26 protein-coding genes and 1 tRNA gene are annotated in these 24,959 nt (G+C 70.4%); 9 read left to right on the forward strand and 18 right to left on the reverse strand.

All coding sequences use genetic code 11. The features are described 5' to 3' along the window. The first annotated feature begins 47 nt into the window (after window positions 1-47). Window positions 48-123: transfer RNA gene (locus ABEA67_RS15000), tRNA-Gly, on the forward strand. A gap of 46 nt (window positions 124-169) precedes the next feature. Here ABEA67_RS15000 and ABEA67_RS15005 read toward each other — a convergent pair. Continuing rightward, a complete protein-coding gene (locus ABEA67_RS15005; protein WP_345466667.1) occupies window positions 170-970 on the reverse strand; it encodes a polyphosphate kinase 2 family protein in 801 nt (266 codons plus the stop codon). A 35-nt stretch (window positions 971-1,005) separates the two neighbouring features. Next, window positions 1,006-2,316: a beta/alpha barrel domain-containing protein gene (locus ABEA67_RS15010; protein WP_345466669.1), complete on the reverse strand. Its 1,311-nt coding sequence runs from the start codon at window positions 2,314-2,316 to the stop codon at window positions 1,006-1,008. A gap of 69 nt (window positions 2,317-2,385) precedes the next feature. Here ABEA67_RS15010 and ABEA67_RS15015 point away from each other — a divergent pair, with 69 nt between their 5' ends. Beyond that, window positions 2,386-3,618: a citrate/2-methylcitrate synthase gene (locus ABEA67_RS15015; RefSeq protein ID WP_345466671.1), complete on the forward strand. Its 1,233-nt coding sequence runs from the start codon at window positions 2,386-2,388 to the stop codon at window positions 3,616-3,618. A 3-nt stretch (window positions 3,619-3,621) separates the two neighbouring features. On the opposite strand, the gene ABEA67_RS15020 is transcribed toward ABEA67_RS15015, so the two are convergent. Continuing rightward, window positions 3,622-4,821, reverse strand: coding sequence for an MFS transporter (locus tag ABEA67_RS15020; RefSeq protein ID WP_345466673.1), 1,200 nt, complete (start codon window positions 4,819-4,821; stop codon window positions 3,622-3,624). Between the two features lie 71 nt (window positions 4,822-4,892). On the opposite strand from ABEA67_RS15020, the gene ABEA67_RS15025 reads away from it, so the two are divergent. The 4 genes from ABEA67_RS15025 to ABEA67_RS15040 are packed head-to-tail and all read left to right on the forward strand — an operon-like array spanning window position 4,893 to window position 8,542. Then, a complete protein-coding gene (locus ABEA67_RS15025; RefSeq protein WP_345466675.1) occupies window positions 4,893-5,960 on the forward strand; it encodes a LacI family DNA-binding transcriptional regulator in 1,068 nt (355 codons plus the stop codon). Between the two features lie 55 nt (window positions 5,961-6,015). Then, window positions 6,016-7,008 carry a UDP-glucose 4-epimerase GalE gene (galE, locus tag ABEA67_RS15030; protein ID WP_345466677.1) on the forward strand — a complete coding sequence of 331 codons (993 nt, stop codon included), beginning with the start codon at window positions 6,016-6,018 and terminating at the stop codon, window positions 7,006-7,008. A gap of 47 nt (window positions 7,009-7,055) precedes the next feature. Then, a complete protein-coding gene (locus ABEA67_RS15035) occupies window positions 7,056-7,868 on the forward strand; it encodes a hypothetical protein (RefSeq protein WP_345466679.1) in 813 nt (270 codons plus the stop codon). Then, the gene (locus ABEA67_RS15040) at window positions 7,865-8,542 is read left to right on the forward strand and encodes a nucleotidyltransferase domain-containing protein (RefSeq protein ID WP_345466681.1); all 678 of its coding nucleotides are present in this window, start codon (window positions 7,865-7,867) and stop codon (window positions 8,540-8,542) included. The genes ABEA67_RS15035 and ABEA67_RS15040 overlap by 4 nt, the downstream gene beginning before the upstream one ends. Window positions 8,543-8,620: 78 nt before the next feature. On the opposite strand, the gene ABEA67_RS15045 is transcribed toward ABEA67_RS15040, so the two are convergent. From ABEA67_RS15045 to ABEA67_RS15090, 10 genes are all read right to left on the reverse strand, one after another. Then, window positions 8,621-10,024 carry an RtcB family protein gene (locus ABEA67_RS15045; RefSeq protein ID WP_345466683.1) on the reverse strand — a complete coding sequence of 468 codons (1,404 nt, stop codon included), beginning with the start codon at window positions 10,022-10,024 and terminating at the stop codon, window positions 8,621-8,623. Between the two features lie 208 nt (window positions 10,025-10,232). Continuing rightward, complete coding sequence (locus ABEA67_RS15050; protein ID WP_345466685.1) at window positions 10,233-10,658, reverse strand: SWIM zinc finger family protein; 426 nt, start codon at window positions 10,656-10,658, stop codon at window positions 10,233-10,235. Continuing rightward, window positions 10,655-12,115 carry a UDP-N-acetylmuramoyl-L-alanyl-D-glutamate--2,6-diaminopimelate ligase gene (locus tag ABEA67_RS15055; protein ID WP_345466687.1) on the reverse strand — a complete coding sequence of 487 codons (1,461 nt, stop codon included), beginning with the start codon at window positions 12,113-12,115 and terminating at the stop codon, window positions 10,655-10,657. The genes ABEA67_RS15050 and ABEA67_RS15055 overlap by 4 nt, the downstream gene beginning before the upstream one ends. A gap of 127 nt (window positions 12,116-12,242) precedes the next feature. Continuing rightward, window positions 12,243-12,866 carry a deoxynucleoside kinase gene (locus ABEA67_RS15060; protein ID WP_345466688.1) on the reverse strand — a complete coding sequence of 208 codons (624 nt, stop codon included), beginning with the start codon at window positions 12,864-12,866 and terminating at the stop codon, window positions 12,243-12,245. Window positions 12,867-12,968: 102 nt separating this feature from the next. Further along, window positions 12,969-13,589 (reverse strand): deoxynucleoside kinase, encoded by a 621-nt coding sequence (locus tag ABEA67_RS15065; protein WP_345466690.1) that lies wholly within the window; start codon window positions 13,587-13,589, stop codon window positions 12,969-12,971. Window positions 13,590-13,766: 177 nt separating this feature from the next. Continuing rightward, window positions 13,767-14,870: a S1C family serine protease gene (locus ABEA67_RS15070; protein ID WP_345466692.1), complete on the reverse strand. Its 1,104-nt coding sequence runs from the start codon at window positions 14,868-14,870 to the stop codon at window positions 13,767-13,769. After that, the gene (locus ABEA67_RS15075) at window positions 14,867-15,091 is read right to left on the reverse strand and encodes an FmdB family zinc ribbon protein (RefSeq protein ID WP_345466694.1); all 225 of its coding nucleotides are present in this window, start codon (window positions 15,089-15,091) and stop codon (window positions 14,867-14,869) included. Before ABEA67_RS15075 ends, ABEA67_RS15070 begins: the two co-directional genes overlap by 4 nt. A 133-nt stretch (window positions 15,092-15,224) precedes the next feature. After that, window positions 15,225-16,121 (reverse strand): TAXI family TRAP transporter solute-binding subunit, encoded by an 897-nt coding sequence (locus tag ABEA67_RS15080; protein WP_345466696.1) that lies wholly within the window; start codon window positions 16,119-16,121, stop codon window positions 15,225-15,227. 29 nt (window positions 16,122-16,150) lie between these two features. Continuing rightward, window positions 16,151-16,333: a hypothetical protein gene (locus ABEA67_RS15085; RefSeq protein ID WP_345466699.1), complete on the reverse strand. Its 183-nt coding sequence runs from the start codon at window positions 16,331-16,333 to the stop codon at window positions 16,151-16,153. Further along, window positions 16,330-17,067: a hypothetical protein gene (locus ABEA67_RS15090; protein ID WP_345466701.1), complete on the reverse strand. Its 738-nt coding sequence runs from the start codon at window positions 17,065-17,067 to the stop codon at window positions 16,330-16,332. The genes ABEA67_RS15085 and ABEA67_RS15090 overlap by 4 nt, the downstream gene beginning before the upstream one ends. A gap of 284 nt (window positions 17,068-17,351) precedes the next feature. Here ABEA67_RS15090 and ABEA67_RS15095 point away from each other — a divergent pair, with 284 nt between their 5' ends. After that, on the forward strand, window positions 17,352-17,846 hold the full coding sequence (locus ABEA67_RS15095) for a hypothetical protein (RefSeq protein WP_345466703.1): 495 nt from the start codon (window positions 17,352-17,354) through the stop codon (window positions 17,844-17,846). Between the two features lie 64 nt (window positions 17,847-17,910). Here the strand turns inward: ABEA67_RS15095 and ABEA67_RS15100 are convergent, their stop codons facing one another. Next, window positions 17,911-19,749, reverse strand: coding sequence for an acyl-CoA dehydrogenase C-terminal domain-containing protein (locus ABEA67_RS15100; RefSeq protein ID WP_345466705.1), 1,839 nt, complete (start codon window positions 19,747-19,749; stop codon window positions 17,911-17,913). A gap of 154 nt (window positions 19,750-19,903) precedes the next feature. On the opposite strand from ABEA67_RS15100, the gene ABEA67_RS15105 reads away from it, so the two are divergent. Then, window positions 19,904-20,593: a Crp/Fnr family transcriptional regulator gene (locus tag ABEA67_RS15105; RefSeq protein WP_345466706.1), complete on the forward strand. Its 690-nt coding sequence runs from the start codon at window positions 19,904-19,906 to the stop codon at window positions 20,591-20,593. Between the two features lie 338 nt (window positions 20,594-20,931). Here ABEA67_RS15105 and ABEA67_RS15110 read toward each other — a convergent pair whose 3' ends face one another. Then, window positions 20,932-21,618 carry a DNA-3-methyladenine glycosylase family protein gene (locus ABEA67_RS15110; RefSeq protein ID WP_345466707.1) on the reverse strand — a complete coding sequence of 229 codons (687 nt, stop codon included), beginning with the start codon at window positions 21,616-21,618 and terminating at the stop codon, window positions 20,932-20,934. A 118-nt stretch (window positions 21,619-21,736) separates the two neighbouring features. Here ABEA67_RS15110 and ABEA67_RS15115 point away from each other — a divergent pair, with 118 nt between their 5' ends. After that, a complete protein-coding gene (locus ABEA67_RS15115; RefSeq protein ID WP_345466709.1) occupies window positions 21,737-22,195 on the forward strand; it encodes a YbaY family lipoprotein in 459 nt (152 codons plus the stop codon). A 66-nt stretch (window positions 22,196-22,261) separates the two neighbouring features. On the opposite strand, the gene tmpR is transcribed toward ABEA67_RS15115, so the two are convergent. The 3 genes from tmpR to ABEA67_RS15130 all read right to left on the reverse strand — a co-directional run bounded on the left by tmpR (window position 22,262) and on the right by ABEA67_RS15130 (window position 24,956). Continuing rightward, the gene (gene tmpR / locus ABEA67_RS15120) at window positions 22,262-22,993 is read right to left on the reverse strand and encodes a bifunctional dihydropteridine reductase/dihydrofolate reductase TmpR (RefSeq protein WP_345466711.1); all 732 of its coding nucleotides are present in this window, start codon (window positions 22,991-22,993) and stop codon (window positions 22,262-22,264) included. Next, window positions 22,990-23,400, reverse strand: coding sequence for an NUDIX domain-containing protein (locus ABEA67_RS15125; protein WP_345466713.1), 411 nt, complete (start codon window positions 23,398-23,400; stop codon window positions 22,990-22,992). Before ABEA67_RS15125 ends, tmpR begins: the two co-directional genes overlap by 4 nt. Window positions 23,401-23,477: 77 nt before the next feature. Next, the gene (locus ABEA67_RS15130; RefSeq protein WP_345466715.1) at window positions 23,478-24,956 is read right to left on the reverse strand and encodes an ABC transporter permease subunit; all 1,479 of its coding nucleotides are present in this window, start codon (window positions 24,954-24,956) and stop codon (window positions 23,478-23,480) included. Window positions 24,957-24,959: the final 3 nt, after the last annotated feature.

Consider the following 24,959-nt stretch of genomic DNA (forward strand, 5'->3'; position numbering starts at 1 on the left):
AAAGTCGGTCAGCGCGGGGGTTTTTCCCTTTCTCTGCACAACACTGTGCGGGAGTAGCTCAGCTGGTAGAGCACTACCTTGCCAAGGTAGATGTCGCGAGTTCGAATCTCGTCTCCCGCTCCATTCCTCACCCCCCACCCTCTACAGGTGGGGGCTTTTTTGTGGGCTGTTACTGGATGGTGATGCTGGCAGCATCGAACGTCGGTGCAGGGTACTGCGGGTTCATGTCTTCCAGGGTGTCGACCAGAATTTGGCTGATCAGGAGGTTGCGAAACCACTTGCGATCCGCGGGAATCACGTACCAGGGGGAGGCTGCAGTGCTGGTGGTCAGGGCGGCCTCGTAGGCCTGGGTGTAGTCGTCCCAGCGGGCGCGTTCCTCCAGATCGCCGGGGTTGAATTTCCAGTGCTTGCTGGGATTGTCCAGTCGGGCCTGAAGCCGCGCCTTCTGCTCCTCGGGGCTGATGTGCAGGTAGAACTTGACGATGCGGGTGCCCGAATCGGTGAGCAGCGACTCGAAGGCACGGATATGTTGCAGGCGGCGTTCCGCCTCCTGGTCGTCAATCAGGCCGTGGATGCGCGTGACCAGAACGTCCTCGTACTGGCTGCGGTTGAACACCCCCACCATGCCGTGGCGGGGGGCACGGGCGTGGATGCGCCACAGGAAATCGTGGGCGCGTTCCTCCTCGGTGGGCACCTTGAAGTTGCTGACCTGCACGCCGTTGGGGTTAAAGGCCCCGACCACCTTCTTGACGGTGCCGTCCTTGCCGCCCGCGTCGCGTGCTTGCAGGACCATCAGGAGCGCCTGCTGGCCCTCGGCGTACAGGCGTTCCTGAAGATCGGCGAGGCGGGTCAGCAGGCCGGGCAGGCGGGCCTGACCTTCTTCCTTGCTGAGGCCGCCGTTGTCGTCGGTCGCCCAGTCCTTGAGGTGAACGGCCTGCCCAGGGGCCACGCGGTAGCGGTCGGGATTCATGCCGGAGGCTAACACGTGGCCCCTTCAGACCGAACTCAGCCCAGGGCAACGGCGCGGTCCGCGATTTCCTCCCACTCGATGGCGGTCTGGCGGCCCGCGTCGAATTCGGCGGTCAGTTCCTCGTGCAGGGCGCGCAGGCCGGGGTGGGTCTTGGGCAGCTCGACGCCCGTATGTCCTCTGATCAGGAAGATCAGACCCGCCAGGCCGCTGTCCTTGGTGAGGCTGAGGTCCAGGGGTCGCCCCAGCAGGCGCGGCACGTCGAAGGGGGCGTACATCGGCCAGAACTTGTTCAGCCCGTCGGCATGGATGCCCGCGCGGGTGCGGTGGGCGTCGCGGCCATAGAGGGGGTACTTGGCGGGCACGCCCTGGCCCAGCCGTTCGTACAGGTCCGCCAGCGCATTGAGGGCGTGGTAATCGGGCTGGCCGGGCAGCAGATTCAGGCCGAGCAGGTGCAGCAGCACGCCTTCCAGCGGCGCGTTGCCGGTGCGCTCGCCCTTGCCCAGCAGGGTGCCGTTGATGGCCGCGCAGCCTGCCAGCACGGCCGAGAGGCAGTTGGCGACCACCAGATGCGTGTCGTTGTGCGGGTGAAACTCCAGCCGCTCGCCGGGAAGACCTGCCGCGAGCAGTTCGCGGATCATGCCGGGCACGCTGCGGGGCCAGGCCACCCCCTCCAGCGGGAGGCCAACGCCCATCGTGTCGCACACCCGGAACTTGGGGGCCTGCGCCTCGCCGTAGGGTGCGCTCAGCTCCTGCACCGCCGCCACGAAGGGCAGGATGAACTCGCGGGGCGCGCGGGTGGCATCTTCCAGATGGAGGCGGGGCCGCAGCCCGGCATCCAGCACGGCCTGCACCGCGTCCAGATAGGTCCGGGCCGCCTGGGCGCGGCCTCCCGGCGTGAACTTGAAAAAGGTGTGGTAGTCGCTGGCGCTGGCGAGCATGCCCGTCTCGCGCACGCCCAGGCCCGCCACCAGCTCGGCGTCCCGGCGTGTGGCGCGAATCCAGGTGGTGGGTTCCACCGGGTGCCCGGAGCGCCAGCGTTCCAACGCGCCTTCCAGCATGGCGCGGTCGGCGGGGCGGTACACGAAGAACTCGGCCTGCCGCAGGGCACCGGAGTTCCCGGTAAACGCCCCCATCAGCTCGTAAATCGCCAGCCCGTCCGCCGCCGTGAGCGGCAAGCCGCCCTGCTGGCCGTCGCGGTGGGTGGTTTCGGTCGTCCAGGCCAGGGGGGGCAGAGTGGCCGGCCGCGCGCCTTCCTCCCACACCACCTGGGGAAAGCTGTCCGGGGGAAACGCGGCGGGAAAGAGGTCGGGCCGGGCCACATCGGTCACGGGGGTATCGGGGGTCATGGCCGCACGGTAAACCTGTCAATCTTTACCGTCAATCTTGATGGAAGAATCAATGTTAGGCTGAGACGCATGTCCTCTCCTGTCCCGACCCTGACCACCGCCGAGGCGGCCGCCCGGCTGGGGGTGAAACCCGCGACCCTGTACGCCTACGTCTCGCGTGGCCTGATTCGCAGCGAACCCGGCCCCCCAGGAACCCGCGAGCGGCGCTATCACGCCGGGGACGTGGAGAGGCTGGTGCAGCGGCAGGGGGCGCGGCGGGACCCCGAGGCCGCCGTGCGCGCCGCGAGCGAGGAGGCGGTGCAGGGTGCCCTCGCCTGGGGTGCGCCCGTGCTGGACAGCGCCCTGACCCGCATCGCGGACGGCACGCTGAGCTACCGGGGCCGGGACGTGGCGGTGCTGGCCGACACCGCCACGGTGGAGGAGGTCGCCGCGCTGCTGTGGACGGGCGACGCGGGGGGCTGGAAGCACCTGCCCCTGCGCGCCCGGCTGACGCTGGCCCCGCTGCCCCGGGCCGCCACGGCACTGGAAGCGCTGGGCCTGGCCCTGGTTCATGCAGGAGCACACGACCTTGCCGCCCTGGACGCGCGGCCCGGGGCGCAGGCGGCGGGGGCGGGCCGCGTCCTGAATCTGCTGTACGGCACGCTGGAGCGGCACCTGGGGCGGCCCCCGGCCCCCGACCTGCCGCTGCACGCCCGGCTGGCCCGCGCCTGGGGGGTGGGACCGGACGCGGCCGACCTGCTGCGCCGCGCGCTGGTGCTGCTGGCCGACCACGAGCTGAACGTGAGCGCCTTTACCGCGCGGGTGGCGGCGGGGGGTGGAGCCAGCCTGCACCACACCACACTCGCGGCGCTGGCGGCGGTGCAGGGACCGTGGCATGGCCTGGCGAGTGCGGCGGCCCACGACCTCCTGCGCGCGGCGCTGAACTCCGGCCCGGCGGCAGCCCTGCGCGACGCCACCCGCCGCCATGCCCACCCGCCCGGCTTCGGCCACCGCCTCTATCCGGAGGGCGACCCCCGCGCCCGCGCCCTGCTGGGGGCGCTGCACGCGGCGCAGCCCGCGGCCCCCGCCGTGCAGGCCGCCCTGGCCCTGGCCGACCACATGCGCGGGGAGACGGGCGAGGCCCCGAACGTGGACCTGGCCCTGGCGACGCTGGCGCAGACGCTGGGTCGTCCGGCAGAGGACGCCGTGACCCTGTTCGCCCTGGGGCGCGTGCCGGGCTGGCTGGCCCACGCGCTGGAGGCGCGGGCGGGGGGGCAGATTATCCGGCCCCGTGCCCGCTATGTGGGGAAGCGGGAGGGGTAGAGATCAGGTCGCTTCCGCCCGCCGCTCGCGGACGAGCCTGAAGGCCTGGCCCCCCAGCAGCGCCACCAGCGCCGCCCCGGCCAGCGCCACCCCCAGCGCGGCGGGCAGGCCGACCTGTCCGGCGATGAAGCCGATGGCGGGCGGGCCGAGCAGGAAGCCCGCGTAGCCGATGGTGGCGACCTGCGCGATACCGCGTCCGGCCAGGGCGTGTCCCGCCGTGCCGTACAGCACCGGCACCACGTTGCTGAGGCCCAGCCCCGACAGCGCGAAGCCCAGCGTGGCGGGGAGCGGGTCGCGCACCAGCAGCGCCAGTGCCAGGCCCAGGGCAGTCAGCAACGCGCCGCCCCGCACCGTCACCTCGTCGCCCAGGCGGGTGCGGACGCGGTCCCCGAACCAGCGGCCCAGCGTCATTGCCGCGACGAAAGCCGCGTAGCCGATGCCCGCCTGACCCCCCGCCAGCCCCAGCACGTCGCGGAAGTACAGCGCCGTCCAGTCGTAGTTGGCCCCCTCCGCGAGCATTCCCAGGAAGCACAGGCTGCCCAGCAGCAGCGCGGCCGGACTCAAGCCGGGGCGGGCGGGGGAGGCGCTCTGTTCCGCTGCGTCCCGCGGCTCCGGCAGGTCGGGCAGCAGCAGGCGGCCTGCCAGCAATCCGGCGAGCGTGGTCACGGCCACCACCAGCGCGCCGTGAACCAGCAGCGGCACCCGGCCCACCAGCAGGGTGCCCAGCAGCGCGCCCAGCACGCCCCCCAGGCTGAAGTAGGCGTGCAGGCGGCTCATGATGGGCCTTCCCAGCCGCCGCTCCACCGTCACGCCCTGAGCGTTCATCGCCACGTCCAGCACGCCGTTCAGCGCCCCCAGCAGGGCCAGCGCCAGCACCAGCGTCCACAGGTTCGGGGCGAGCAGCGGCAGCAGCAGCGCCAGCATCGTCAGCACCACGGCCAGGCGCGTCACCCGGTCACTCCCGAACCGCGCCGTCCAGCCCCCCGTCAGCGGCATGCTGATCAGGCTGCCCACCGCGACCGCCAGCAGCGCCGTGCCGACCTGCACCTCCGACAGCTCCAGCCGGTCGCGCACGGCGGGAATGTTCACGGCCCAGGTGGCAAAGAGGGTGCCGTTCGTCAGGAAGACGAGGCCCAGCGCCCGCCGGGCGGCTTCGGCCTGGGGGCGGGCGGGCGGTGTGGAGGAGAGGGGCAGGTCAGTCATGGGCACTCCCGGAAGGCGACAGGGGAATCTGAAACGATTCAGATACCTTTCCCATACGCTAGCATCTGCCCATGCCCGCCGCCAAGCCGCCCGCCCGCCGCGTCACCCTGCGTGATGTGGCGGCGCGGCTGGGGGTGTCTGCGGCGACGGTCAGCAACGCCTACAACCGCCCCGACCAGCTCTCGCCCGAACTGCGCGAGCGGGTGCTGGGCGCGGCGCGCGAACTGGGCTACGGCGGCCCCGACCCCCTGGCCCGCAGCCTGCGCCGGGGGCGAACGGGCGTGATCGGCGTCGTGTACGATGCCCCGCTGGCCTACGCCTTTGCCGATCCGGCGGCGGCACTGTTTCTGGGCAGCGTGACGCAGGCCCTTCAGCAGGCGGGGTTGAACCTGCTCCTGCTCGCCAGCCCGGAGGGGGGCCAGCCGGTCCGGACCGCCAGCGTGGACGGCTTTATCGTGTACTGCGCCGCCGAGGGCCACGAGCTGCTGCGGGCGGTGCTGGAGCGCGGGCTGCCCACCGTGCTGGTCGACCAGACGCCCCAGCCCCACGCCGCGCAGGTCGGGATCGACGACGCGGGGGGGGCCTCTGCGGCAGCCCGCCACCTGTGGGAGCTGGGGCACCGCCAGATCGGCGTGCTCTGCCTGGAACTCGGCCCGGAGCGCCACGCCGGCCCCGTCACGCCCCGGCGTGAGGCGGCCCTCGCCTACCGGACCACTGCCGAGCGCCTGCGGGGGTACCGCGAGGGCGCGGCGGGGGCGACCCTCCACCTGGTGGAAACCGCACAGAACACGCCGGAAGACGGCGAGGCCGCCGCGCTCGACCTGCTGCGCCGGCACCCGGACATCACCGCGCTCCTGTGCATGAGTGACGTGCTGGCCCACGGTGCCCTGCGCGCCGCCCGGCACCTCGGCCTGCGCGTGCCCGCCGATCTGAGCCTGATCGGATTCGACGACCTGCCCAGCAGCGCGGCCCTGAACCTCAGCACCGTCTGGCAACCGACCGCCGACAAGGGCCGGCACGTGGGCGAGGCCGTCCTGGCCCTGCTGAGTGGCGAACGGCCGCCCGACGTGACGCTGCCGACGCGGCTGGTCGTGCGGGGAACGACGGCGGAGGGCCGAAGGCAGATGGCCGAAGGCTAAAGGCTTTGCCCTCCGCCTTCGGCCTTCAGCCTGCCGCATCCCTTACCCTGTCCCCATGAAGCTGATGGTGGTGGGGGGCGCGGGATACATCGGGTCGCACACGGTGCGGCAACTGCTGGGGGCGGGGCACGAGGTGGTGGTGTTCGACAACCTGTCGAGCGGGCACGCGCAGGCACTCCCGGCAGGCGTGCCGCTGGTGCAGGCCGACCTGCTGGACCCGGCCGCCGTGAAGACGGCGCTGGAAACCCACCAGCCCGACGCGGTGGTTCACTTCGCCGCGCTGATCGAGGTGGGCGAGAGCATGCGCGCCCCGGCCCGCTACTACCGCAACAACGTGGTGGGCAGCCTGAACCTGCTCCAGGCCATCGTGGAGACGCGCAAGATTCCGCTGGTGTTCTCCTCGACGGCCGCCGTGTATGGCACCACCGACGCGGTGCCCATCCCCGAGGACGCGCCGCTGCACCCCGAGAGCGTGTACGGCGAGACCAAGCTGATGACCGAGCGCATGATCCACGCCTTCCACGTGGCGCACGGCCTGCCCTACGTCATCCTGCGCTACTTCAACGTGTGCGGCGCGGCCCCCGACGGCACCATAGGGGAAGACCACCCCAACAAGACGCACCTGATCGAACTCGCCTGCCTGACCGCCCTGGGCCAGCGCGAGAAGATGATGATCTTCGGGGACGACTACCCCACCCCCGACGGCACCTGCATCCGCGACTACATCCACGTGCTGGACCTGGCCGACGCGCACGTGCTGGCCGTGGAGGCGCTGGCGGGCGGCAAGCAGGACGCCGGGACCTACAACGTGGGCCTGGGCCACGGCTTCAGCGTGTTGCAGGTGCTGGACGCGGTGGACGAGGTGACGGGCCGCCCCCTCAACCGCGAAATCGCCCCCCGCCGCCCCGGCGACCCGCCCCGCCTGGTGGCCGACGCCCACCGCATCGTGGAGGAGCTGGGCTTTGCCCCCCGCTTCACCGACCTGAAGGAGATCGTGCAGACGGCCTGGAACTGGCACCGGACGCACCCGCACGGCTTCGAGGAGTGAACACGGGCAGGGCTGCCCTGCTCGGCTGGCTCCTGGTCTGGAGCAGTGTGACCGCAGGCGCTGAGGCCGGGACGCTGGCCCAGACGCAGGCCTATGAAGTCGCCGCGCAGAATGTCCTGCGACACTGCGTGGAAGCTCTGGAAGAACAGAGACTCGGCGGGGCAATGGACCAACCTCCTACCGACTGGGAGGGGCAATCCTGCGCGGCGCTCGTTCCCGGACTGCCGCATCTCGATTCGGGCAGGGTGCGGAGCGTGGTCCGGCTGCGCCCGGAAACGCTGGCAGGGTACGCCATCACCGTGACGACCGCTCAGGGGAACACGCTGACGTGGCCCGCGCACCCTACCCCCAGGCCGACCAGGGCAGAGGAACCTGGCCTGACCCTGGCAACGGACGCGGCGGGCTGGTTTGCCCGCGTGCTGGGCGTACTTTTTACCGTTGGGCTGGGCTGGCTCTGCGCCTTCTGGTCGGGCCTGCGGAACATGGCCTGGTTGGGCTGGCTGGGCCTGCTCGCAAGCCTCGGCCTGCCTGTTTTCCTGCTGCTGCTGACCTCGGGAGGGGCCGACTTCGTCTTTCCTCCCGAACTCGTCTGGTGGCCGCTGGTGGTCCTGCTGGGTGCGGTGTGCTTCACGTTGCCCCGCTCGCTGCACTTCGGGGCGACTGAACCTCTCTGGCAACGCTTCGGTGTGGGCCTGCTGGCGATGTTCATCCTGCCCCTGTTCGGGCTGTCGATTGCCGCACATATCGAGTCATCCTCCTTCGACCGGCAATTTGGCCTCGGCCGTCTGGTAACCACGCCTGTGGCAGCCCTTATCCTGAGCGTTGCTGTTCTCCGGAACCGTCGGAGCCTGCCCGTATGACGTTCAGGATGCCTGACCTGACCTTCGTCCAGCACGACCTTCACCGCCGCCTGCTGGTGGAGGAGGTGGCGCGGGCGGTGGAGGCCGGGGCGCTGGGTGTCCTGCTGTGCGGCTCCGTGGCGCGCGGCACGGCGCGGCCCACGTCCGACCTCGACCTGCGGCTGTACTGGACCCAGGCGCGGCCCTTCGAGACGGAGGAACGCGCGGGCGTCCTGTTGGAGCGGCACGGGCACACGCTGACACGGGCGCGGGAACAGGTGGAGGCGGGCGGCGCGGCGCTGTATGCCTGGGCCGCGAGCCGGGTGCTGCATGACCCCAGCGGCGAACTTACCCGGCTTGGGCGGGAGGCGGTGACACGGCTGGCGGCTTACCGCACGCCCCCCGCCCAGCGGCAGGCGCTGCGACACTGGCTAGCCGCCACGCTCCGCAAGCTGGACGGGGCCTCGGCGGAGCAGGCCGCCTTCCTGGTCCACACGAACACCTGGAAGCTGGCCGAAGCCCTCTGCGCCGTCAACGACCGCCCCAGCCCACCCGCCACCCTGATGTGGGAGACGCTGCCGAGCCTCCCCCAGCAGCCGGAGGGCCACTGGCGGCGTGTGCTGCTGCTGGAAGGAGCGGAAGTGCGGCAGGAGACGTTCCGTGAAGTGACAGACTGGCTCCTCCGCCGCCTGTAGGGCGCAGCAGCGCAAGCAGGGCCAGCGAACGCTCCCGCTGTACCCTGCTGACGGCTGAAACCTGACTGCTGACCGCTCCTACACGTCCTCGCTGCCCGTGTCCATCCGCACCACGCGCGGCGTAAACTGAGCCACCACGTCCACCAGGTCGCCCTGCCGGGCGATGACGTTCTCGATGCGCTTGTAGGCCTGCGGGGCCTCGTCAATGCCGCCGCCGATGAGGGTCACGCCGCGCTCCCGCAGGTACGCCTGCACGTCCCGCTTGGCGAGGGTGTTCGCGGCGGCCTTGCGGCCCATCTGGCGGCCCGCGCCGTGGCTGGCGCTGGCGAGGGCGTCGGGGTTGCCCCGCCCGCGCACCACGAAGCCGGGGTCGGCCATGCTGCCGGGAATCAGGCCCAGTTGGCCCTGCTCGGCGGGAGTCGCGCCCTTGCGGTGGACGATCAGGTCGTGCTCGCCCACCCGCTGCCGCCAGGCGAGGTTGTGGCTGTTGCCCACGCTGGCCGCGGGCTGCACGCCCAGCGCGCGGGCGAGGCGGGCGTGAATCAGGTCGTGGTTGGCGAGGGCGTAGCGGCCCGCCAGGTTCATCGCCTGCCAGTAGGCCTGGCCCTCCTCGGTGTCCAGCGGGAGCCACGCCAGCTTGCGGGCGGCGGGGTCGAGCGTGGGGTGCAGCGCCTGCGCCAGCTTGGTGAAGTGGTTCGCCACCTGCGCCCCGAAGCCGCGCGAGCCGCTGTGCGACAGGACGGCGAGGTACTCCCCGGCCTCCAGCCCCAGGTCGGCCTGCGGGAGCGTCAGCGTCCCGAACTCCACGAAATGGTTGCCGCTGCCCGACGTGCCGATCTGCTCGGCGGCCTTGTCGTGCAGGTGGCGCAGCACGGGCTGGTCGCGCCACGTCCCCTCGTGTAGCACCTCGTGGTCGCCGCGGAAGCTCTTCTCGAAGCTGACCCCTGCGCCGAAGCGGGTGTGCTTCAGCAGCAGCTTGCGGGCCTCGTCGGTGGTCAGGCTGTCCGGCTTCAGCGGCAGCACGCTCAGGCGCATCGAGCAGCCGATGTCCACGCCCACGCCGTAGGGAATCACGGCGTCCTGGGTCGCCAGCACTCCGCCGATGGGCAGGCCGTAGCCCACGTGCGCGTCGGGCATCAGCGCCCCGGCGCGGCTGATGGGCAGTTGCATCGCCACGTCCATCTGGGTGCGCGCGCCGGGTTCGATCAGGTCCTCGCCCCAGACACGATAGGGGAGGGGCGTGGGGCGCAGCGCGGCGGTCTGGCGGGCCTGCTGCGCCTCCTGCTGGGAGGTCAGCTCGGTTGCCAGCTCGGCGTACACGCCGCCCGTCAGGTAGGCCTGCGGGTTGGCCTGCACGGCCTGCAACTCGTCCAGAATCTCGTGACGGCTGAGGCCCGCTTTCTCGCGCTGCCCGGCGGCGGCGAGGGCTAATTTAATCGCCTTTTTCTCAAAGCCCAGCTTGGTGATCTGTTTTCCGTTCATATCTCTAGCCTGCCTGCGCCGGATGTGGCGCGTTCACCGGCACAGACGGCTTATCTGTGCGGGGGGTTCATCGTTGTGGTGGCCGGTCGTCCTCTGGGTCTGCCGAATCTCGCATGCTCGCCTCCCTTTACTGCCCCGCAGTCTGTCGTCTGGCCAGGGCAGCGGCATCGGCCAGGTGGCGCAGGAGCCGTAGGCCGGTTGAGCGGGCCTACCCCCACTCCTCTTCCTCCAGCGTCTGCACCCGCTGGCGTGCCCAGTCGTCCACCGTGTCGGGATAGAGGTCGTGCAGGCGTTCCAGCAGCCGTTCCACGTCGGCGTCGGTCCAGCCGCGCAGGCGAGGAAGGCGGCGGGGTTCGGGAGCCGCTTCAAAGGACTCGGGATTCTCCGCCAGCACCCACAACGTCGCCGCGGCGTGCTTGCAGATGGCGTTGTATTCGTCGGGGCAGGAACACCTCACCGCGCCAGTCTGGAGGTCGATCTGCACGCGGTAGGGGGCGCGGCGGCTGCCCTGCACCCTGGCCCGGTAGGTCTGGCCCTCGCACGAGCGGTGGCTCACGTCCCCCAGCAGCGTCTGCGCCCGCTCACGCACCTTGCCGCTGGTGTGGCGCAGCAGTTCCTCCGGCGTCCAGGTCATGACCGCTGTGTCAGCGCCGCCCGCGCCTCGGCCACCTCGTTCCAGGGGATGACCTCGCTGCCCCGCTCCAGGGTGTCTTCCGGTCCCTTGCCGGCCAGCAGCACGGTGTCGCCCGGTTGCGCCGCCTGAATGACGTACCGGATGGCCTCCCGCCGGTCCCCGATGCTGTTGAAGTTGCTCCGGCCCGCTGCCCCCCGCTCCATCTCACGCAGGATGTCTGCGAGCGGCGTGTCGCGGTGGTCCTCCTCGGTAAAGACGGCGTGGTCGGCCAGCCGGGTCGCCACCTCGCCCAGCGGGGCACGCTTGCCGGGGTCGCGGGGGCCGCCCGCCGAACCCAGCAGCACCCACAGCCGTCCCTGGGTGGTGGCGCGCAGCGTGGACAGCGCCTTTTCCAGACTGGGCGGCGTGTGCGCGAAATCCACGATGACGCGCGGGTCGGCCTCGGTGCCCGGCACGAGTTCCATCCGCCCCGGCACGCCGCGGAAGGAGGCCAGGCCCTCCACCAGTTGCGCCGCCGCCCCGCCCAGATGGGCCGCCGCCGCCATCCCGGCCAGCGCGTTCGCCACGTTGAAGCGGCCAATCATCGGCAGGTGGGCGTCGAACTCGCCCAGCGGGGAGGTGACGTGGAAATGCAGGCCGGTCGCACGCTCCTGAATGCCGGTCGCCCGCCAGTCGGCGTGCTGGTTCTCGGCGCTGTAGGTCGTCTCCAGGGGCGCGAGGCCCCGCAGCTGCGCGGTCCAGGGGTCGTCCACATTCAACACAGCGAAGGGAGCGCGTTCCACCAGCTTGCGCTTGTCCGCGAAGTAGTTCTCCAGCGTGCCGTGAAAGTCCAGGTGCTCACTCGACAGGTGCGTCCACACCGCCACGTCCCAGTCCACGCCGCGCACCCGGTCCAGCGCCAGGGCGTGGCTGCTCGCCTCCAGCACCACGGCCTGCCCGCCCGCCTCCACCATCTCGCGCAGCGTTTGCTGCACCTGGGGGGCCTCCGGGGTGGTGAAGTGGGCCGGGAAATGCCGCAGATCGCCGTCCGGCAGCTCGTAGCCCACCGTACTCAGCAGGCCGGTCGGGAGGCCCGCCGCGCGCAGCAGGTGGCGCGTCAGCCAACTGGTGGTGGTCTTGCCGTCGGTGCCGGTCACGCCGACCACCTTCAGCTCCCGGCTGGGATGACCCGCCAGCGCCGCCGCCGCGTCGGCCAGGGCGGCCCGTGCGTCCGGCACGGCGAGGTAGGGGAGGGGCGAGGGCAGACCATCCGGCAGCCCCTCGCCCAGCACCGCCACCGCCCCCTTCGCCGCCACGTCCGGCAGGAAGCTGTGCCCATCGAACCGCGCCCCGCGAATCGCCACGAACGCGAACCCCGGCTGCACCCACGCCGCGTTGTGCGTCACGCCGCGCACCTCCACGTCGGGCAGGCCAGAGGCGGGCAGGCGGAGGGCAGCGGCGAGGTCGGGCAGGCGCATGCGCGGAGGGTAGCAGAAGGCAGAAGGCTCAGGCGGGCGCACAGGCCCAGGCAGAATTCACCCCCTGACTCTGCGGCCGGACTGGGCGGGGAACGTCTCCCGAAAGGCTGTTCTGGTCAACGCCTGTTCAACGCAGCAGCGGCAGCCCGAAGCCGTGCGCCTGCACCCGGTCGCACACCCACTGAAAGGCCGCCGGGTCCTGCACGAAGTCCAGCTCGTCGCCGGGCACGCGCATGACTGGGCAGGCGTCGAAGGCCTGCACCCAGCCCGCGTACAGGCGGTTGAGGCCCTCCAGGTAAGCGTCGGGGATGTCCTTTTCGTAGGCCCGGCCGCGCTGGGCGATACGCTTTTTGAGGGTGGGCAGGCCCGCGTCGATATGAATCAGCAGGTCGGGCACCCGCAGCGCCGGGAGAATGCCCTCGTACAGGCCGCGGTAGGTGGCCCAGTCGCGCGCCTCCATCTGCCCGGACTCGAAGAGGTTGCGCGCGAAGATGTTGGCGTCCTCGAACACCGTGCGGTCCTGAATCACGTACCGCGCCCCCGTCACCATCCCCAGGTGCTGCTCCAGCCGCCGCGACAGAAAGTACACCTGCGAGTGAAAGGAATACCGCCGCATATCGCGGTAGAAGTCCTCCAGATACGGATTTTCCGCATACGGCTCGTACACCGGGCGCAGGCCGTAGCGGTCGGCCAGCATCCGCGTGAGGGTGCTCTTGCCGCTGCCAATGTTGCCGGAGATGGCGAGGTACATGTCAGCTCGCTCCGCTCGCGGAGGTGGTACGCAGTGCGCGGTGCGCGGTCGGCAGGGCGTGTTGTTCCCGCGCACCGCGTACCGCCAACGGCGTCCCCCTCCTCATACCGCCGCCCCTTCCCCCACCCCCGCGTGCAGCGCCGCGTCGATGCGGGCCAGCAGGGCCTGTTCGTCCTGGGGGCTTTGCACGAAGTCGTAGCCGCTGGCGTCCACGGTCAGGAGGTGGCCCGGATAGGTGCGGAAGTATTCGTCGTAGCGGGCGGTCAGCTCGGCCAGGTAGGCGGCCTGCATGTCGCGCTCGAAGGGGCGGCCGCGCTTCTCGATGCGCGCCAGCAGCAGGTCCGGCTCGGCGCGCAGGTACACCACCAGGTCGGGCGTGGGCAGCCGGGGCGAGAGGTGCGCGTAGAGGTCCTCGTACAGCGCGAACTCGGCGTCCTTGAGGTTCATCGCTGCAAAGATGAAGTCCTTGTCGAAGAGGTAGTCGCTGACCACGTTGCCGCTCCACAGTCCCGGCTGCGCGAGTTTTGAAAGCTGCTTGAAGCGCGACAGCAGGAAGAACACCTGCACCTGAAACGAATACGTCTCCGGCGACTCGTAGAAGTGCGCCAGGAAGGGATTCTCCTCGACGACCTCCAGGTTCAGTTCCGCGCCGTAGCGCGCCGCGAGCCGCCCCGCCAGGCTCGTTTTTCCCACCCCGATGGGGCCTTCGACGACCAGGTACACGGGGGGAATGATAGGGCTTTCAGCCGTCAGCGGCCAGCCGTCAGTCAGGGGCAGCGGTGAGCCATGAGCCATGAAAAAGATGGCTGACGCCAGAAGCAAAAGCTTGCGGGTGCCGGTTCATAGCCCATAGCTCAAAGCTTCAGAGCTTTACCGGCTGGCCGCTGGAAACTGGCGGCTTCACTGCAACGTTCGCTTCAGCAGCGTCACCTTCACGTCCACGGGCTTCTTGCCGCGCCATAGCCGCAGCGTGACGGTCTGGCCGGGGCGTTTGGCGGCCACCAGGCGGGCCACGTCGTAGCTGTCGCGCACGCGCTGGCCGTCCACCGCCACGATGATGTCGCCCAGCGGTGCGAGCAGCTGGCCGCGGCTGTTGCGCAGGCTGCCGCGTAGGCCCGCGCGCGCCCCAGCGGTCCCGGCGGGCACCTCGTCCACCAGCGCTCCCTCGGAGCTGCTCAGGCCCGCGAGCTGGCGCAGCGCCGGGTCGAGGGTGTCGAGGTCGGCCAGGGTCACGCCCAGGGTGCCGCGCTGCGGAATCCCGATCTTTTCCAGGTCGTCGAGGCTCTGGCGCACCAGGTCGCCGGGAATGGCGATGCCGATCACGCCGGGCACAAAGACGTTCGGGGCGGCATTGGCATCGGCCACGCCCACCACGGTCCCGCGCGAGTCGAGGACCGGGCCGCCGCTGCTGCCCTGCTGGATGTTGGCGGTCGTCGCCAGGTACTGCCCGACCTCCTGGCCCAGCTGATCGGGGCGCGGCACGTCGCGGGCACCGACCACCACGCTGAAGTTCCCCACGCCGACATAGTTCTGAATCTTGAGCGGCGTGCCGATGGTGATCAGCTTCTGGCCCGGAATCAGCCCGGCGCTGCGCCCGAAGGCCAGGGTGCGCGGCGCGGTCGCCCCGGTCACCCGCAGGATGGCGATGTCAATCCCGGGGTCCACCCCCTCGATCCGCGCCGGAACGCGCCGCCCGTTGTACAGCGTCACGCTCACCGATTCCTGATCCTGGATCACGTGGTAGTTGGTCACGATCAGGTTCTGCTTGTAGAAGAAGCCGGTGCCGGTGTCCACCGGGTCATCGCCGGGTTGCAGCTTGTCCTTGCGCAGCCGCACATCCACCCGCACCACCGCCTGGATGGCCTTCTGGGCCACCTCGACCGTGTTGATCTCGTCGGGGGTGACCAGCGCCCGCTGCGCCGTGACGCGGCCCGTGACATACGCGCCCGTGACCGCACCCGTCAGCAGCAGCACGATTCCGGCAGCGCGCAGGCCCGGCTTCACTCGCTGCCGCCGCCCTTGGCCCCGCTGTCGCCGCCGCCCTTCCTGGGCCGGGAGTCGGTCACGTAAAAGCCGCTCCCGCGAAAGGCGATGCCGGGCGTGGAGAGCACGCGCTTGATGGCCGCGCCCGTCTCGGGGTGCTGCGTGAGGGGGTCGTCGCGCATGCTCTGCTTGATCTCGTAGAGTTCGCCGGTTTCCAGATTCTTGTACACGTAGGTCGGCATGGCCTGAAGTCTCCAGCGGTCAATGTAGCAGGCCATGCCGCCCGCGCGTGCCCACCACTCCCGCGGGATGCAGAAACGTTAAGGGCCTGCCGGGAAGGCGGGGCCAGGGGCGCTTCCCCGGTTGGCTGCGCGCTTATTTGTACTGCGGCCAGGGCCACGTCTTGAAGGTCACGTCCTGCCACTTGGGGTGCATGCCCTCGTCTTCTTGCAAGTTGACCAGTTTCTGCATGGCGCACTTCTGGTAGTCCAGCAGCAGCTTTTTCTTGTCGGGGGTCTTGAAGTCGCGGGTCGCCAGCACGCTCTGCACGGCGATGGTGGGCACGCTCTGGGCACCGAGGTTGGGGTAGAACAGCTTGGCCGGCGTGTAGATGGTGTTCAGCTTGGGTGTGGAAGGCACGGCGAGCAGCTGCACGCCGCTGAGGTTCTTGACCCAGGCGGCAGGCTGCCCCACGACCGCCAGCACCGCGTCCACCTGTCCCGCTTGCAGGGCGGCAAAGGCTGAGGCCTGGTCCTTGAAGGTCTGAATCTGGTACGGCACCTCGGTCATCGCGCCCACCACCCGCGCCGTGATGATGCTGCCGCCCCAGGCCCCCACCTTTTTGCCCTTGAGGTCGGCGAAGTTCTGCACACCCGTCACCGTGGTCTTGCCCAGGATGTTCTTCTTGACCACGGCGGGCCGGGCGAACAGGTGAATTTCCTCGTGGTGCAGGGGCAGCAGCGCGCGGATGCCCTCCACCCGGGGGTCCTTGTCGATCTGCTGCCGGGCCTTGAGCACGTCGCTCTGCACAAAGGCCAGCGACACCTCGTTGTTCAGCAGCAGGTCGATGTTTTCCAGGCTGCCGCTGGTGCCGCGTTCGCGCAGGTAGGCGCTCTGGGTGCAGAGCTGGCCGACGTTCTTGAACATGGCGCTGTAGGTGCCGGTGGGGCTGCCCGTAGCGACATTCAGCATGGGCGGGGCCGCCTGGGCCGCTCCGAGCGTCAGCAGCGAGCCGAGAAGCAGGTGGGCGGGCGAGATGCGGGTCCGGGTCATGGGGTACCTCCGGGGGTGGGAAGCGGAATTCACTTGAGGTCGCCGTAGCCGGGTTCACCGGACACTGGGGGTGTATTCGGCAGACCCTGTGACGGGCCACTCGGCGTCTGGGCCGCGTCACCGAACGCGCCGCGCTGATCGAGCAGCACCACGGCGATGCAGGCCAGCAGAATCAGGCCCAGCAGCGCCGCGAGGACGCGCACCCGGCTCACGCGCCGCTCCCGCCGGGGCGCGCGCTGCGCTGGCCGGTCGCCAGGGCCTGGTCGAGCAGTTCGGCGTTGCGTCCGGCACGGCGAGCAATCTCCGACAGGGCCGATTCAGTCACGTGGCGGTCCTCGGCGCTGAGGTTGGCCTGCTGGAGGGCCGAGGCCACGTTGCCCTTGGCCTGCGCGAGCTGGGTGTCGATGCGGGCCTTTTTGATCTGGCGGTCGAACTCCGTGAGATCCTGCCGCAGGTCGTCGAGGTGGGTCTGCGCCCGCGCGAAGGCGTCGCGGCTCACCTGGAGGTCCTGCTCCCAGCGGGCCGTGTCGGCCGCGTCCATCTCGGCGCGGTTGGTATCGATCAGCCGCGCGAAGTCGGCGAGGTGCCCGTTGGCCTCGGCAAGCTGGCGGCCCTTGGCGGCGATCAGGTTCTCGAACTGCTGGCGCTGCACGATCAGGGTTTCCAGCGGCATTGCGCGCGCCACCGCCTCCTTGCCGCGCACCCGCACGGAATTCAGGGCCAGCAGCAGGGCGGGCATCAAAAAGATCACCGCCAGCACCGCCACGATCAGCGCCGCGACGGTCACGGTGGTCAGGGCGACCCCCGCCACGGCCACCGCGGCCCCGGCCAGCGCCGCCAGCGCCAGCACCGCTCCCCCGGTGTACAGCGCCACCCGCGCGGGGGTGAGGGGACCTGCGGCGGGCCGGGTGGCTATCACCGTTTCCTGACGCACCGGTTTGCTCATAGCCTCTTATACGTCGGAACAGGTCAGGGCGTTGCCAGTTCCCGCGTTTCAGTCCCGCCCCTGGCCCACTGAAACGCGCCCTGTCAGGCTGCTGCCATGACATTGACCCAGCAGGAGGTGCAGCGCGTGACGGACCCGGCAGTGGCCCGCGCGCTCAGGCAGAACCATAGTTTTCTCGGGCAGTTCCTCCAGCCCCGCTCTCCCAGCGAGGTGACCCCGCGCCTGGGGATGGCCGCCAACCTCGCCCACCACCACGCCCGCAAGCTGGCTGAGCTGGGCCTGCTGTGGAGGCGAAACGCGAGGGCGGCAAGGTGTTTTACCAGCTCGCCGCGCGGGAGTTCCGGGTGCCCTCCGAGCTGCTGCCGCCGGGGGAGGAGGGGGGCAACGGCATGGCGGACCTGCGCGACCTGTCGGAAGCCTTCCTGCACGCCTACGAGCGCTCGTGGGGCCTGATGCACGCGGGTGAGGAGGACGTGTACGGCTTTGGCGACCGCGAGCGCCCCGCCCGGCCCCAGCCCCTGCCGGATGCCCCCGCCGCTGAAGCCTTCCCCACCCACCTGGACCGGTTGACGCTGAGGCTCACGCCGGAACGTTTCCAGCGCCTCGCCCGCGCGCTGAGTGCCCTGCTGGACGAGGCCGCGGCGGAAGGCATCCGCGGGGATGGACAGCCCTGCACCTTCGCACTGCTGGCCTTTCAGGGGGTCACGGGGGCCGACGCGGAGAACTTCCGGGGAATCTCGCGGGGCACCAACTCCTTCCTGGGTGCCCCGGCGACCTGAGGCAGACAACGAGAAACCCCCGCCCAGGCATCGGGCGGGGGTTTCTCGTTGCGGGTCCTGGCTGTTACGCCCCGACCAGGGGCTGCTCCAGCCCGAACACGGCGCGGTCATCCACGGCCAGGCTCTCGTTTCCGGCCTTGATGGTGGCGGCGAGCATCTTGGTTTCGGGGAAGAGCTTGCTGAAGTAGAACTTCGCGGTCTGCACCTTGCTGAGGTAGAAGCCGTCCTTGTCCTGCCCGGCGTCGATCTTGTCCTGGGCAATCTTCGCCATCCTGGCCCACAGGTAGCCGTACACCACGTGGCCGAAGAAGCGCAGGTAGTCCACGGCGGCGGCGTTCACCTCGTCCGCGCCCTCCGGCCCCTGCATGGCCTTCTGGCCGATCACCATCGTGAGGCTGCCGAGCTGGTTGGCGGCCTTGCCGAGCTGGTCGAGGTAGGGCGCGAGGTTCTCGTCGTCCGCGTTCTCCTCCACGAACTCCTGGAGCATCCCCGCGAGCTTCTGGAGCTTCTTGCCGCCGTCCATCAGCACCTTGCGGCCCAGCAGGTCGAGGGCCTGGATGCCGTTGGTGCCCTCGTAGATCTGGCCGATGCGGGCGTCACGCACGAACTGCTCCATGCCCCACTCGCGGATGTAGCCGTGCCCGCCGAAGACCTGCTGCGAGAGCACGGCGGTCTGGAACCCGTTGTCGGTCATGAAGGCCTTGGCGATCGGCGTCAGCAGCGCGACCAGGTCGGCGGCCTCCTTGCGCTGCGCCTCGTCGGGGTGGTGGTGCTCGATGTCGATGCTCAGGGCCAGCCACATCGCCAGCGCGCGACCCGCTTCGGTGTACGCCTTGCCGGTCAGCAGCATCCGGCGCACGTCGGGGTAGACGATGATCGGGTCGGCGGGCTGGGCCGGGTCCACGCGCGGCTCGTGGCGCATCTGGAGGCGGTCTTTGGCGTAGGCCAGCGCATTCTGGTACGCCACCTCACCCAGGCCGAGGCCCTGGAGGCCGGTGCCCAGGCGGGCCGCGTTCATCATGATGAACATGTGGTTCATGCCCTTGTTGATTTCCCCGACCAGGAAGCCCTTCGCGCCGTCGAAGTTCAGCACGGCGGTCGCGTTGCCGTGAATGCCCATCTTGTGCTCGATGGAGCCGCACACCACGCCGTTGCGCTCGCCCAGGCTGCCATCGGCGTTGGGCAGGAACTTGGGCACCAGGAAAAGCGAGATGCCCTTGGTGCCCATCGGGCTGCCCTCCAGGCGGGCCAGCACCAGGTGGACGATGTTCTCGGCCATATCGTGCTCACCGGCGCTGATGAAGATCTTGGTGCCGGTGATGCTGTAGCTGCCGTCGCCGTTGTCTACGGCCTTGGTGCGGATGATGCCCAGGTCGGTGCCCGCGTGCGGTTCGGTGAGGCACATGGTCCCGGTCCACTCGCCGCTGACGATCCTGGGCAGGTAGGTGTTCTTGAGGTCCTCGCTGCCCACCGCGTGCAGGGCCGAGTAGGCCCCGTGTGAGAGGCCGGGGTACATCGACCACGCCACGTTGGCCGAGGTCATCATCTCGACCAGCGCGTTGCTGACGAGGTGGGGCATCCCCTGGCCGCCGTAGGCGGGGTCGGCGTCCAGTGCGGTCCAGCCCGCCTCGCGGTACTTCTTGTAGGCGGCCTTGAAGCCGGTCGGCGTGGTCACGCTGCCGTCCTCGTGCCGGGTGCAGCCCTCCTGGTCGCCCACGGGGTTGAGCGGCACCAGCTCGCCCTCCACGAAGCGGGCCGCTTCTTCGAGTACCTGGGCCATCAGGTCGGCGTCGGCCGTCTCGTTCTCGGCGTAGAACGGCAGGCCGCCCAGCACCTGGGGGGCCTGGAGCAGCTCGTGCATCAGGAACTTCATGTCGCGCAGGGGTGCTTTGTACTGGGGCATGTCTCGTCTCCTCCGCGCGGGCGCTTCGCCTCCGGGGGCGAGGATGCCCGGCATGTTTGATTGTACCGAGTCTAAAACGTTCGGGGGCAAAAGTCACGTGTGGCGCGTCACGGTCCTGTCCGGCCGGGCACTTTCGGGTATTCTGATCAGAACCATGAACTACCCCAGTCTGGTGTGGCACCTCAAGCGTACCGAGCTGTTCGCGGACCTTGAGCTGGCCGAACTGGAACGGGTGGCCGCCGCCACGCCCTACCGCTCCTACGGGCCGGGCGAGGTGATCTACCGCATGGACGACCCGGCGGACGCGCTGTATTTCGTGCGCAGCGGGCTGGTCAAGATCAGCAAGCTCTTTCCCAACGGCAAGGAGGCGATCCTGGGTGTCATCGGCCAGCACGACACCTTCGGGGAGCTGCTGCTGCAACCGGAAGAACGCCGCCCCACCCAGGCCGAGGCCCTGGAGCAGACCACCCTGATCGTCTTGCCCCGCGCCGAGCTGCAAGAGCTGCTGTCCAGCAAGCCCGACCTCGCCATGAAACTGATTCGCCTGATGGCCGCCCGGCTCTTCGAGGCGCAGGCCTGGACGGCCACCGTCAGCGCCTACAGCGCGCCTGAACGGGTCGCCAGCCTGCTCTACCGCCTGGCGCGCGAATTCGGGCGGCCCCACCCCCAGGGCGTGGAGGTGGCGCTCAAACTCAACCAGGAGGACATCGCCCGCATGGTCGGCGCGACCCGCGAGACGGTCAGCCATTCGCTGGGCAAGCTCAAGCGTGAGGGGGCCATCGTCCGCGCCCGCACGCCGGTGATCGTGCGGCTGGAGGCACTGAAGCGGTATCTGGAGGGCTGAGACGGACTCCGATGGAATCGTTGACGAAGTGATTCCATCCGGGCAGCGCGAGTGGGAGAAAAACGGGCTTCGGACGTGGAGTTTGCCCATCGGCTCTGTTCCGATGGCTAAACGGAACAGACGGACTCCGTATGAGCAATGGTGCCTACAGTTTTGCATCCTCTCGCGATAGGTGTATTCGAAAATAGCGTGTAGGGCGCAAAAAGCTCCTCTCCCCTTGCGGGGGACTCGCAGAGCTGCTTGCAGAGGGGTTGGGGAGGGGGGTGGACGGCAACGCCGTCCCAACGCTGAAAAGGTCCAGAAGGTTATGAAACTGTCCGCACCATTGCTGAGCCGGGCTACAGCGGGTCGCTGGGAACGGTCCTGCCCCGCACCGCCTCCCCCCGCGCGGCTTCCCGCAGCCGCCCCGCCTCGGCCCACAGCACCCGCGCGGCGAGCGTGCGGTAGGGCGACCACGCGGCCACCCACTGCGCCTGGGCGGTCCCGGCGGGCAGGCCGGGCGACAGGCGGGCGAGGCCCTGGCGCAGCACCAGGTCCCCGAAGCTGAACACGTCGGGCCGCGCCAGCGCGAACATCAGGAACATCTCCACCGTCCAGCGCCCGATGCCGGGCAAGGGCGTGAGGGCCGCGATCACGGCCTCGTCCGGCAGCGTGGCGAGGTGCGCGAAGTCCACCTGACCCGACAGGGCAGCGTCGGCCAGGGCGCGCACGGTGCGGACCTTGGCCCACGACAGGCCCAGGGCGCGCAGGTCGTCGGGGGCGGCCCGCAGCAGCGTTTCCGGCGTCACGCGGCCCAGGGTCCCCTCCAGCCGCCCGTGAATGCTGGCCGCCGCCCGCGTGGAAAGCTGCTGCCCCACCACGCTCCGCACCAGCCGGCCGAAGGGGTCGGCGGCAGGCGTCAGCACCGGCAGGGGCGGCGTCCGGGCCAGCACCTCCGCCAGCGCCGGGTCGCGGGCCAGCCAGGCGAGCGCCCCGGCATGGTCGGTGAGTGGAACGAGGCTGGCAGCGGGCGGGAGGTCGGCCATCGCCGCTATTGGAGCGCACCCGTTGCGGCCCATGCGTGAGCCGGGGGGCGGGGGAACGTGAAGGAAAGATACGTTCTTTTCCCTCGTACCTGACGGAGGTCAGGCCTAGCGTGGACTCATGAAACGAATCATGACTCTCCTGCTGGCGGCCCTGGTCGCCGCCCCGGCCGCCGCGCAGACCATCATCATCACCCGGCCCGCCACGCCCGCGGCCCAGACCAGCGTGCCCAGCCTGCAAGAGGTGCCCAGTGGCTGGCGCGTTCTGACCGGCCGCATCCGCGCTCCCCAGGAGGTCCGCCTCCCCGCCGGCAGCATGGTGGTGCTGAGCGTTCAGGACGTGACCCGCGTCAACGGCAACCACCCCACGCTGGTGAAGGTCAACTTCCCCGCCACGCGCCTCTCGGCCCCCTATCAGGTCCAGTACAACCCGGCCCGCCTGAATCCCCGCCGCGTCTACGTGCTGAATGTCCGGGTCACCGGCCCGAACGGCAACGTGCTGTACACCAGCAGCCAGCAGCAGGAACTCCCGCGCACCCAGAACGCGGTGATGGACCTGCAGGTCAAGCCCGCGAGGTAACAGCGATCAGCTTCCAGCGGCCAGCCGCCAGCTTCCAGTTCTTGCTGGGTGCTGGCGGCTGGCCGCTCAAAGATTCCAGCCCCCCGCCACCTCCAGCTCCTGCCCGGTCACGTAGTCGCTGGCGCGCACGAAGTACAGGGCGGCGTCCACCAGTTCGGCCACGGTACCCACGCGCCCGGCGGGAATCTCGCGGAGGGGCTGGCTGACACTGGTTTCGATCACGCCGGGGCTGACCACGTTCACGCTGACGCCGCTGCCCGCCAGCACCTTGCCCAGCGCATGCGAGAGGTGCAGCACGCCCGCCTTGGCCACTACGTACGGCACGATGCCGGGCCGCGCGACGAGGTGCCGCGCGCCCGCGTACCCCAGGTTCACGATGCGCCCGAAGCCCGCCGCCTGCATCAGCGGCGCGGCCTCCTGGCAGGTGGCGAAGGTGGCGGTGAGGTTGCTGGCGAGCATGTCGGCCCACTCGGCGTCGGTGGTGTCCAGCAGCGGTTTGTGCACGTAGTTCCCCACGTTGTTCACCAGCACGGCCAGGGGCGAACCGGGGAAGGCTGCGTGTGCCTCCCGCACCAGCTGCCGCGCCTGTGCCGGGTCGGTCAGGTCGGCCTGGAGGGTGGCGGCCCGCACGCCCTTTTCCCCGCAGAGGCGGGCCGTTTCGCGGGCGTCCGCCTCGCTGCCCCGGTAATGCACGGCCACCGCGTACCCCTCGGCGGCGAGCGCGACGGCCAGCGCCCGCCCAATCCCGCGTGCCGCCCCGGTCACGAGGGCGGTGCCCTTCTCGCGCCCCCCCGTCACGCTTTCCCCCGGCTCCGGGCCAGGTCCACCAGCGTCCGCGTCACGGTGTTGAGCGGGTAATCCGCCGCCTCCGCCAGCGGCACCCAGGCCCATTCCTCGATTTCCTCGTTGGGGGTGATGTCCGGCGTGTCCGCCCTGGCGAAGAAGTCCACCAGCAGCATGTGCGCGGGCTTGTGGAACTCCTCGCTCAGCACCGCCTCCTGCGTCTGCGCGTACCGCACGTCCGAGAGCGCCAGGCCCGTCTCCTCACGGAACTCGCGCCGCACGGCGTCCGCCAGCGTCTCGCCCCACTCCACCTTGCCCCCCGGCACGCCCCACCGCCCGCGCCATTTCGTCGTGCGGACCAGCAGGACGCGCCCGTCCGGTCCCCATACCAAGGCCCCCACGCAGACGACTGGTCTGTCCATGACTGTCAGGGTACGCGGTCGGCGGGACGCGGTGCGCGGTCAAAGCGCTTTTCCTGCATCCCGCGCACCGCGTCCCGCTACCGCGCCCTGCGGTGCCGCAGCACCCGCCGCTCCAGCGTCGTCACCGCCAGATACAGCAGCACCCCCAGCCCGATCAGCAGCACGATGGCCGCGAACTGCCGGGGCGTGTTGTAGTAGGCGCGGGCCTGGTTGACGGCGAAGCCCAGGCCGGGCTGGTTGCTCACGAATTCCCACACGACGGCCCCGATCAGCGCGAGGCTGAGGGCCAGCCTCAGGCCGCCCAGCATCACCGGGAGGGCGCTGGGCAGCTCAAGCCGCGTGAGCCGCTGCCAGGGCGTGGCCCGGAGGGTGGCGAACAGCTCGTAGCTGGTGGCCGGGACCTCGCGCACACCGACGATGGTGGCGACCAGGACCGGGTAAAGGGCCGAGAGGGCGCTGACCAGCACGGCGGGCACGCTGCCGAAGCCGAACCAGGTGATCAGCAGGGGGGCCAGCACCACGATGGGCGCACTCTGCGACGCGACCACAAAGGGACTCAGGAAGCGTTCCAGCGCCCGCGACTTGCCCAGGGGATAGCCCAGCAGCGCCCCGGCCAGCGCGCCCAGCAGCGCCCCCAGCAGCGCCACCCGCGCCGTGGCCCAGGTGTAGGCCAGGAACTCGCCGGGGGTCCTCGCCAGCTCGGCCCAGACCTGCGCCGGGCCGGGCAGCAAGAAAGGCTGGTGCAGGGCGCGGGCCGCCACCTCCCACAGCACCAGGCCCGCCAGCAGCGCGGCGGTGGGGGGCAGCCAGCCCAGGCGCGGGGGCGTCGGCGGCTCCACCACCAGCCGCGTGCTGTCCCCGGCCCCCAGCAGGCCACGCAACTCGGCTTCCAGCGGTCCGGCGGGCGGCGCGTGCGTCTTCTGGCGGGTGTCCAGAATCGCCACGATACGCCCGCCGCGCAGCACCGCCACCCGGTCGGCCAGCCACGCGGCCTCGCGGATGGAGTGGGTGACCAGCACAGTCGTGCGCCCGGTCTTGTCGTGCAGGTGGCGCAGTTCGGTGTTGAAGCGTTCGCGCACCAGGGCGTCGAGCGCCGCGAAGGGTTCGTCCAGCAGCAGCACGTCGTGGCTCTGCGCCAGCGCGCGGGCCAGCGCCACCCGCGCCCGCATCCCGCCGGAAAGCTGCGCGGGGTAGTAGCCGGCGTAGGCGTCCAGCCCCACCTGGTGCAGCGCCTCGCCTGGGTCCAGGCCACTGCCGGTTCCCAGGTCACGCGGCAGCCCCACATTCCGCAGCGCCGTGCGCCACGGCAGCAGCCGGTTGTCCTGAAACATCAGCGCGGGGGGCGAGGCGACCTCCACCGTCCCTTCCTGCGGGCGCAGCAGCCCCGCCAGCACCCGCAGCAGCGTGCTCTTGCCGCCGCCCGAGGGGCCGATCACCGCCAGGAACTCGCCGTGGGGCACGGTCAGGCTCACGTCCTCCAGCACCGCCTGGCCGCCCAGCCGCACCGTCACCCCCTCCAGCCGGATGGCGATGTCACCCGGTTCCGGCGCGCCCATGCC

The sequence above is a fragment of the Deinococcus carri genome (genome assembly GCF_039545055.1).
GTDB lineage: Bacteria > Deinococcota > Deinococci > Deinococcales > Deinococcaceae > Deinococcus > Deinococcus carri.

What these genes read in the sequence shown, in the direction of transcription:
- ABEA67_RS15125 (WP_345466713.1), bottom strand. Translation starts at nt 23,400, where the DNA reads ATGGACAGACCAGTCGTCTGCGTGGGGGCCTTGGTATGGGGACCGGAC.
- ABEA67_RS15020 (WP_345466673.1), bottom strand. Translation starts at nt 4,821, where the DNA reads ATGACTGACCTGCCCCTCTCCTCCACACCGCCCGCCCGCCCCCAGGCC.
- ABEA67_RS15005 (WP_345466667.1), bottom strand. Translation starts at nt 970, where the DNA reads ATGAATCCCGACCGCTACCGCGTGGCCCCTGGGCAGGCCGTTCACCTC.
- ABEA67_RS15025 (WP_345466675.1), top strand. Translation starts at nt 4,893, where the DNA reads ATGCCCGCCGCCAAGCCGCCCGCCCGCCGCGTCACCCTGCGTGATGTG.
- ABEA67_RS15090 (WP_345466701.1), bottom strand. Translation starts at nt 17,067, where the DNA reads ATGAGCAAACCGGTGCGTCAGGAAACGGTGATAGCCACCCGGCCCGCC.
- ABEA67_RS15110 (WP_345466707.1), bottom strand. Translation starts at nt 21,618, where the DNA reads ATGGCCGACCTCCCGCCCGCTGCCAGCCTCGTTCCACTCACCGACCAT.
- ABEA67_RS15130 (WP_345466715.1), bottom strand. Translation starts at nt 24,956, where the DNA reads ATGGGCGCGCCGGAACCGGGTGACATCGCCATCCGGCTGGAGGGGGTG.
- ABEA67_RS15045 (WP_345466683.1), bottom strand. Translation starts at nt 10,024, where the DNA reads ATGAACGGAAAACAGATCACCAAGCTGGGCTTTGAGAAAAAGGCGATT.
- ABEA67_RS15100 (WP_345466705.1), bottom strand. Translation starts at nt 19,749, where the DNA reads ATGCCCCAGTACAAAGCACCCCTGCGCGACATGAAGTTCCTGATGCAC.
- ABEA67_RS15015 (WP_345466671.1), top strand. Translation starts at nt 2,386, where the DNA reads ATGTCCTCTCCTGTCCCGACCCTGACCACCGCCGAGGCGGCCGCCCGG.
- ABEA67_RS15050 (WP_345466685.1), bottom strand. Translation starts at nt 10,658, where the DNA reads ATGACCTGGACGCCGGAGGAACTGCTGCGCCACACCAGCGGCAAGGTG.
- ABEA67_RS15040 (WP_345466681.1), top strand. Translation starts at nt 7,865, where the DNA reads ATGACGTTCAGGATGCCTGACCTGACCTTCGTCCAGCACGACCTTCAC.
- ABEA67_RS15115 (WP_345466709.1), top strand. Translation starts at nt 21,737, where the DNA reads ATGAAACGAATCATGACTCTCCTGCTGGCGGCCCTGGTCGCCGCCCCG.
- ABEA67_RS15055 (WP_345466687.1), bottom strand. Translation starts at nt 12,115, where the DNA reads ATGCGCCTGCCCGACCTCGCCGCTGCCCTCCGCCTGCCCGCCTCTGGC.
- galE (WP_345466677.1), top strand. Translation starts at nt 6,016, where the DNA reads ATGAAGCTGATGGTGGTGGGGGGCGCGGGATACATCGGGTCGCACACG.
- ABEA67_RS15075 (WP_345466694.1), bottom strand. Translation starts at nt 15,091, where the DNA reads ATGCCGACCTACGTGTACAAGAATCTGGAAACCGGCGAACTCTACGAG.
- ABEA67_RS15105 (WP_345466706.1), top strand. Translation starts at nt 19,904, where the DNA reads ATGAACTACCCCAGTCTGGTGTGGCACCTCAAGCGTACCGAGCTGTTC.
- ABEA67_RS15080 (WP_345466696.1), bottom strand. Translation starts at nt 16,121, where the DNA reads ATGACCCGGACCCGCATCTCGCCCGCCCACCTGCTTCTCGGCTCGCTG.
- ABEA67_RS15010 (WP_345466669.1), bottom strand. Translation starts at nt 2,316, where the DNA reads ATGACCCCCGATACCCCCGTGACCGATGTGGCCCGGCCCGACCTCTTT.
- ABEA67_RS15060 (WP_345466688.1), bottom strand. Translation starts at nt 12,866, where the DNA reads ATGTACCTCGCCATCTCCGGCAACATTGGCAGCGGCAAGAGCACCCTC.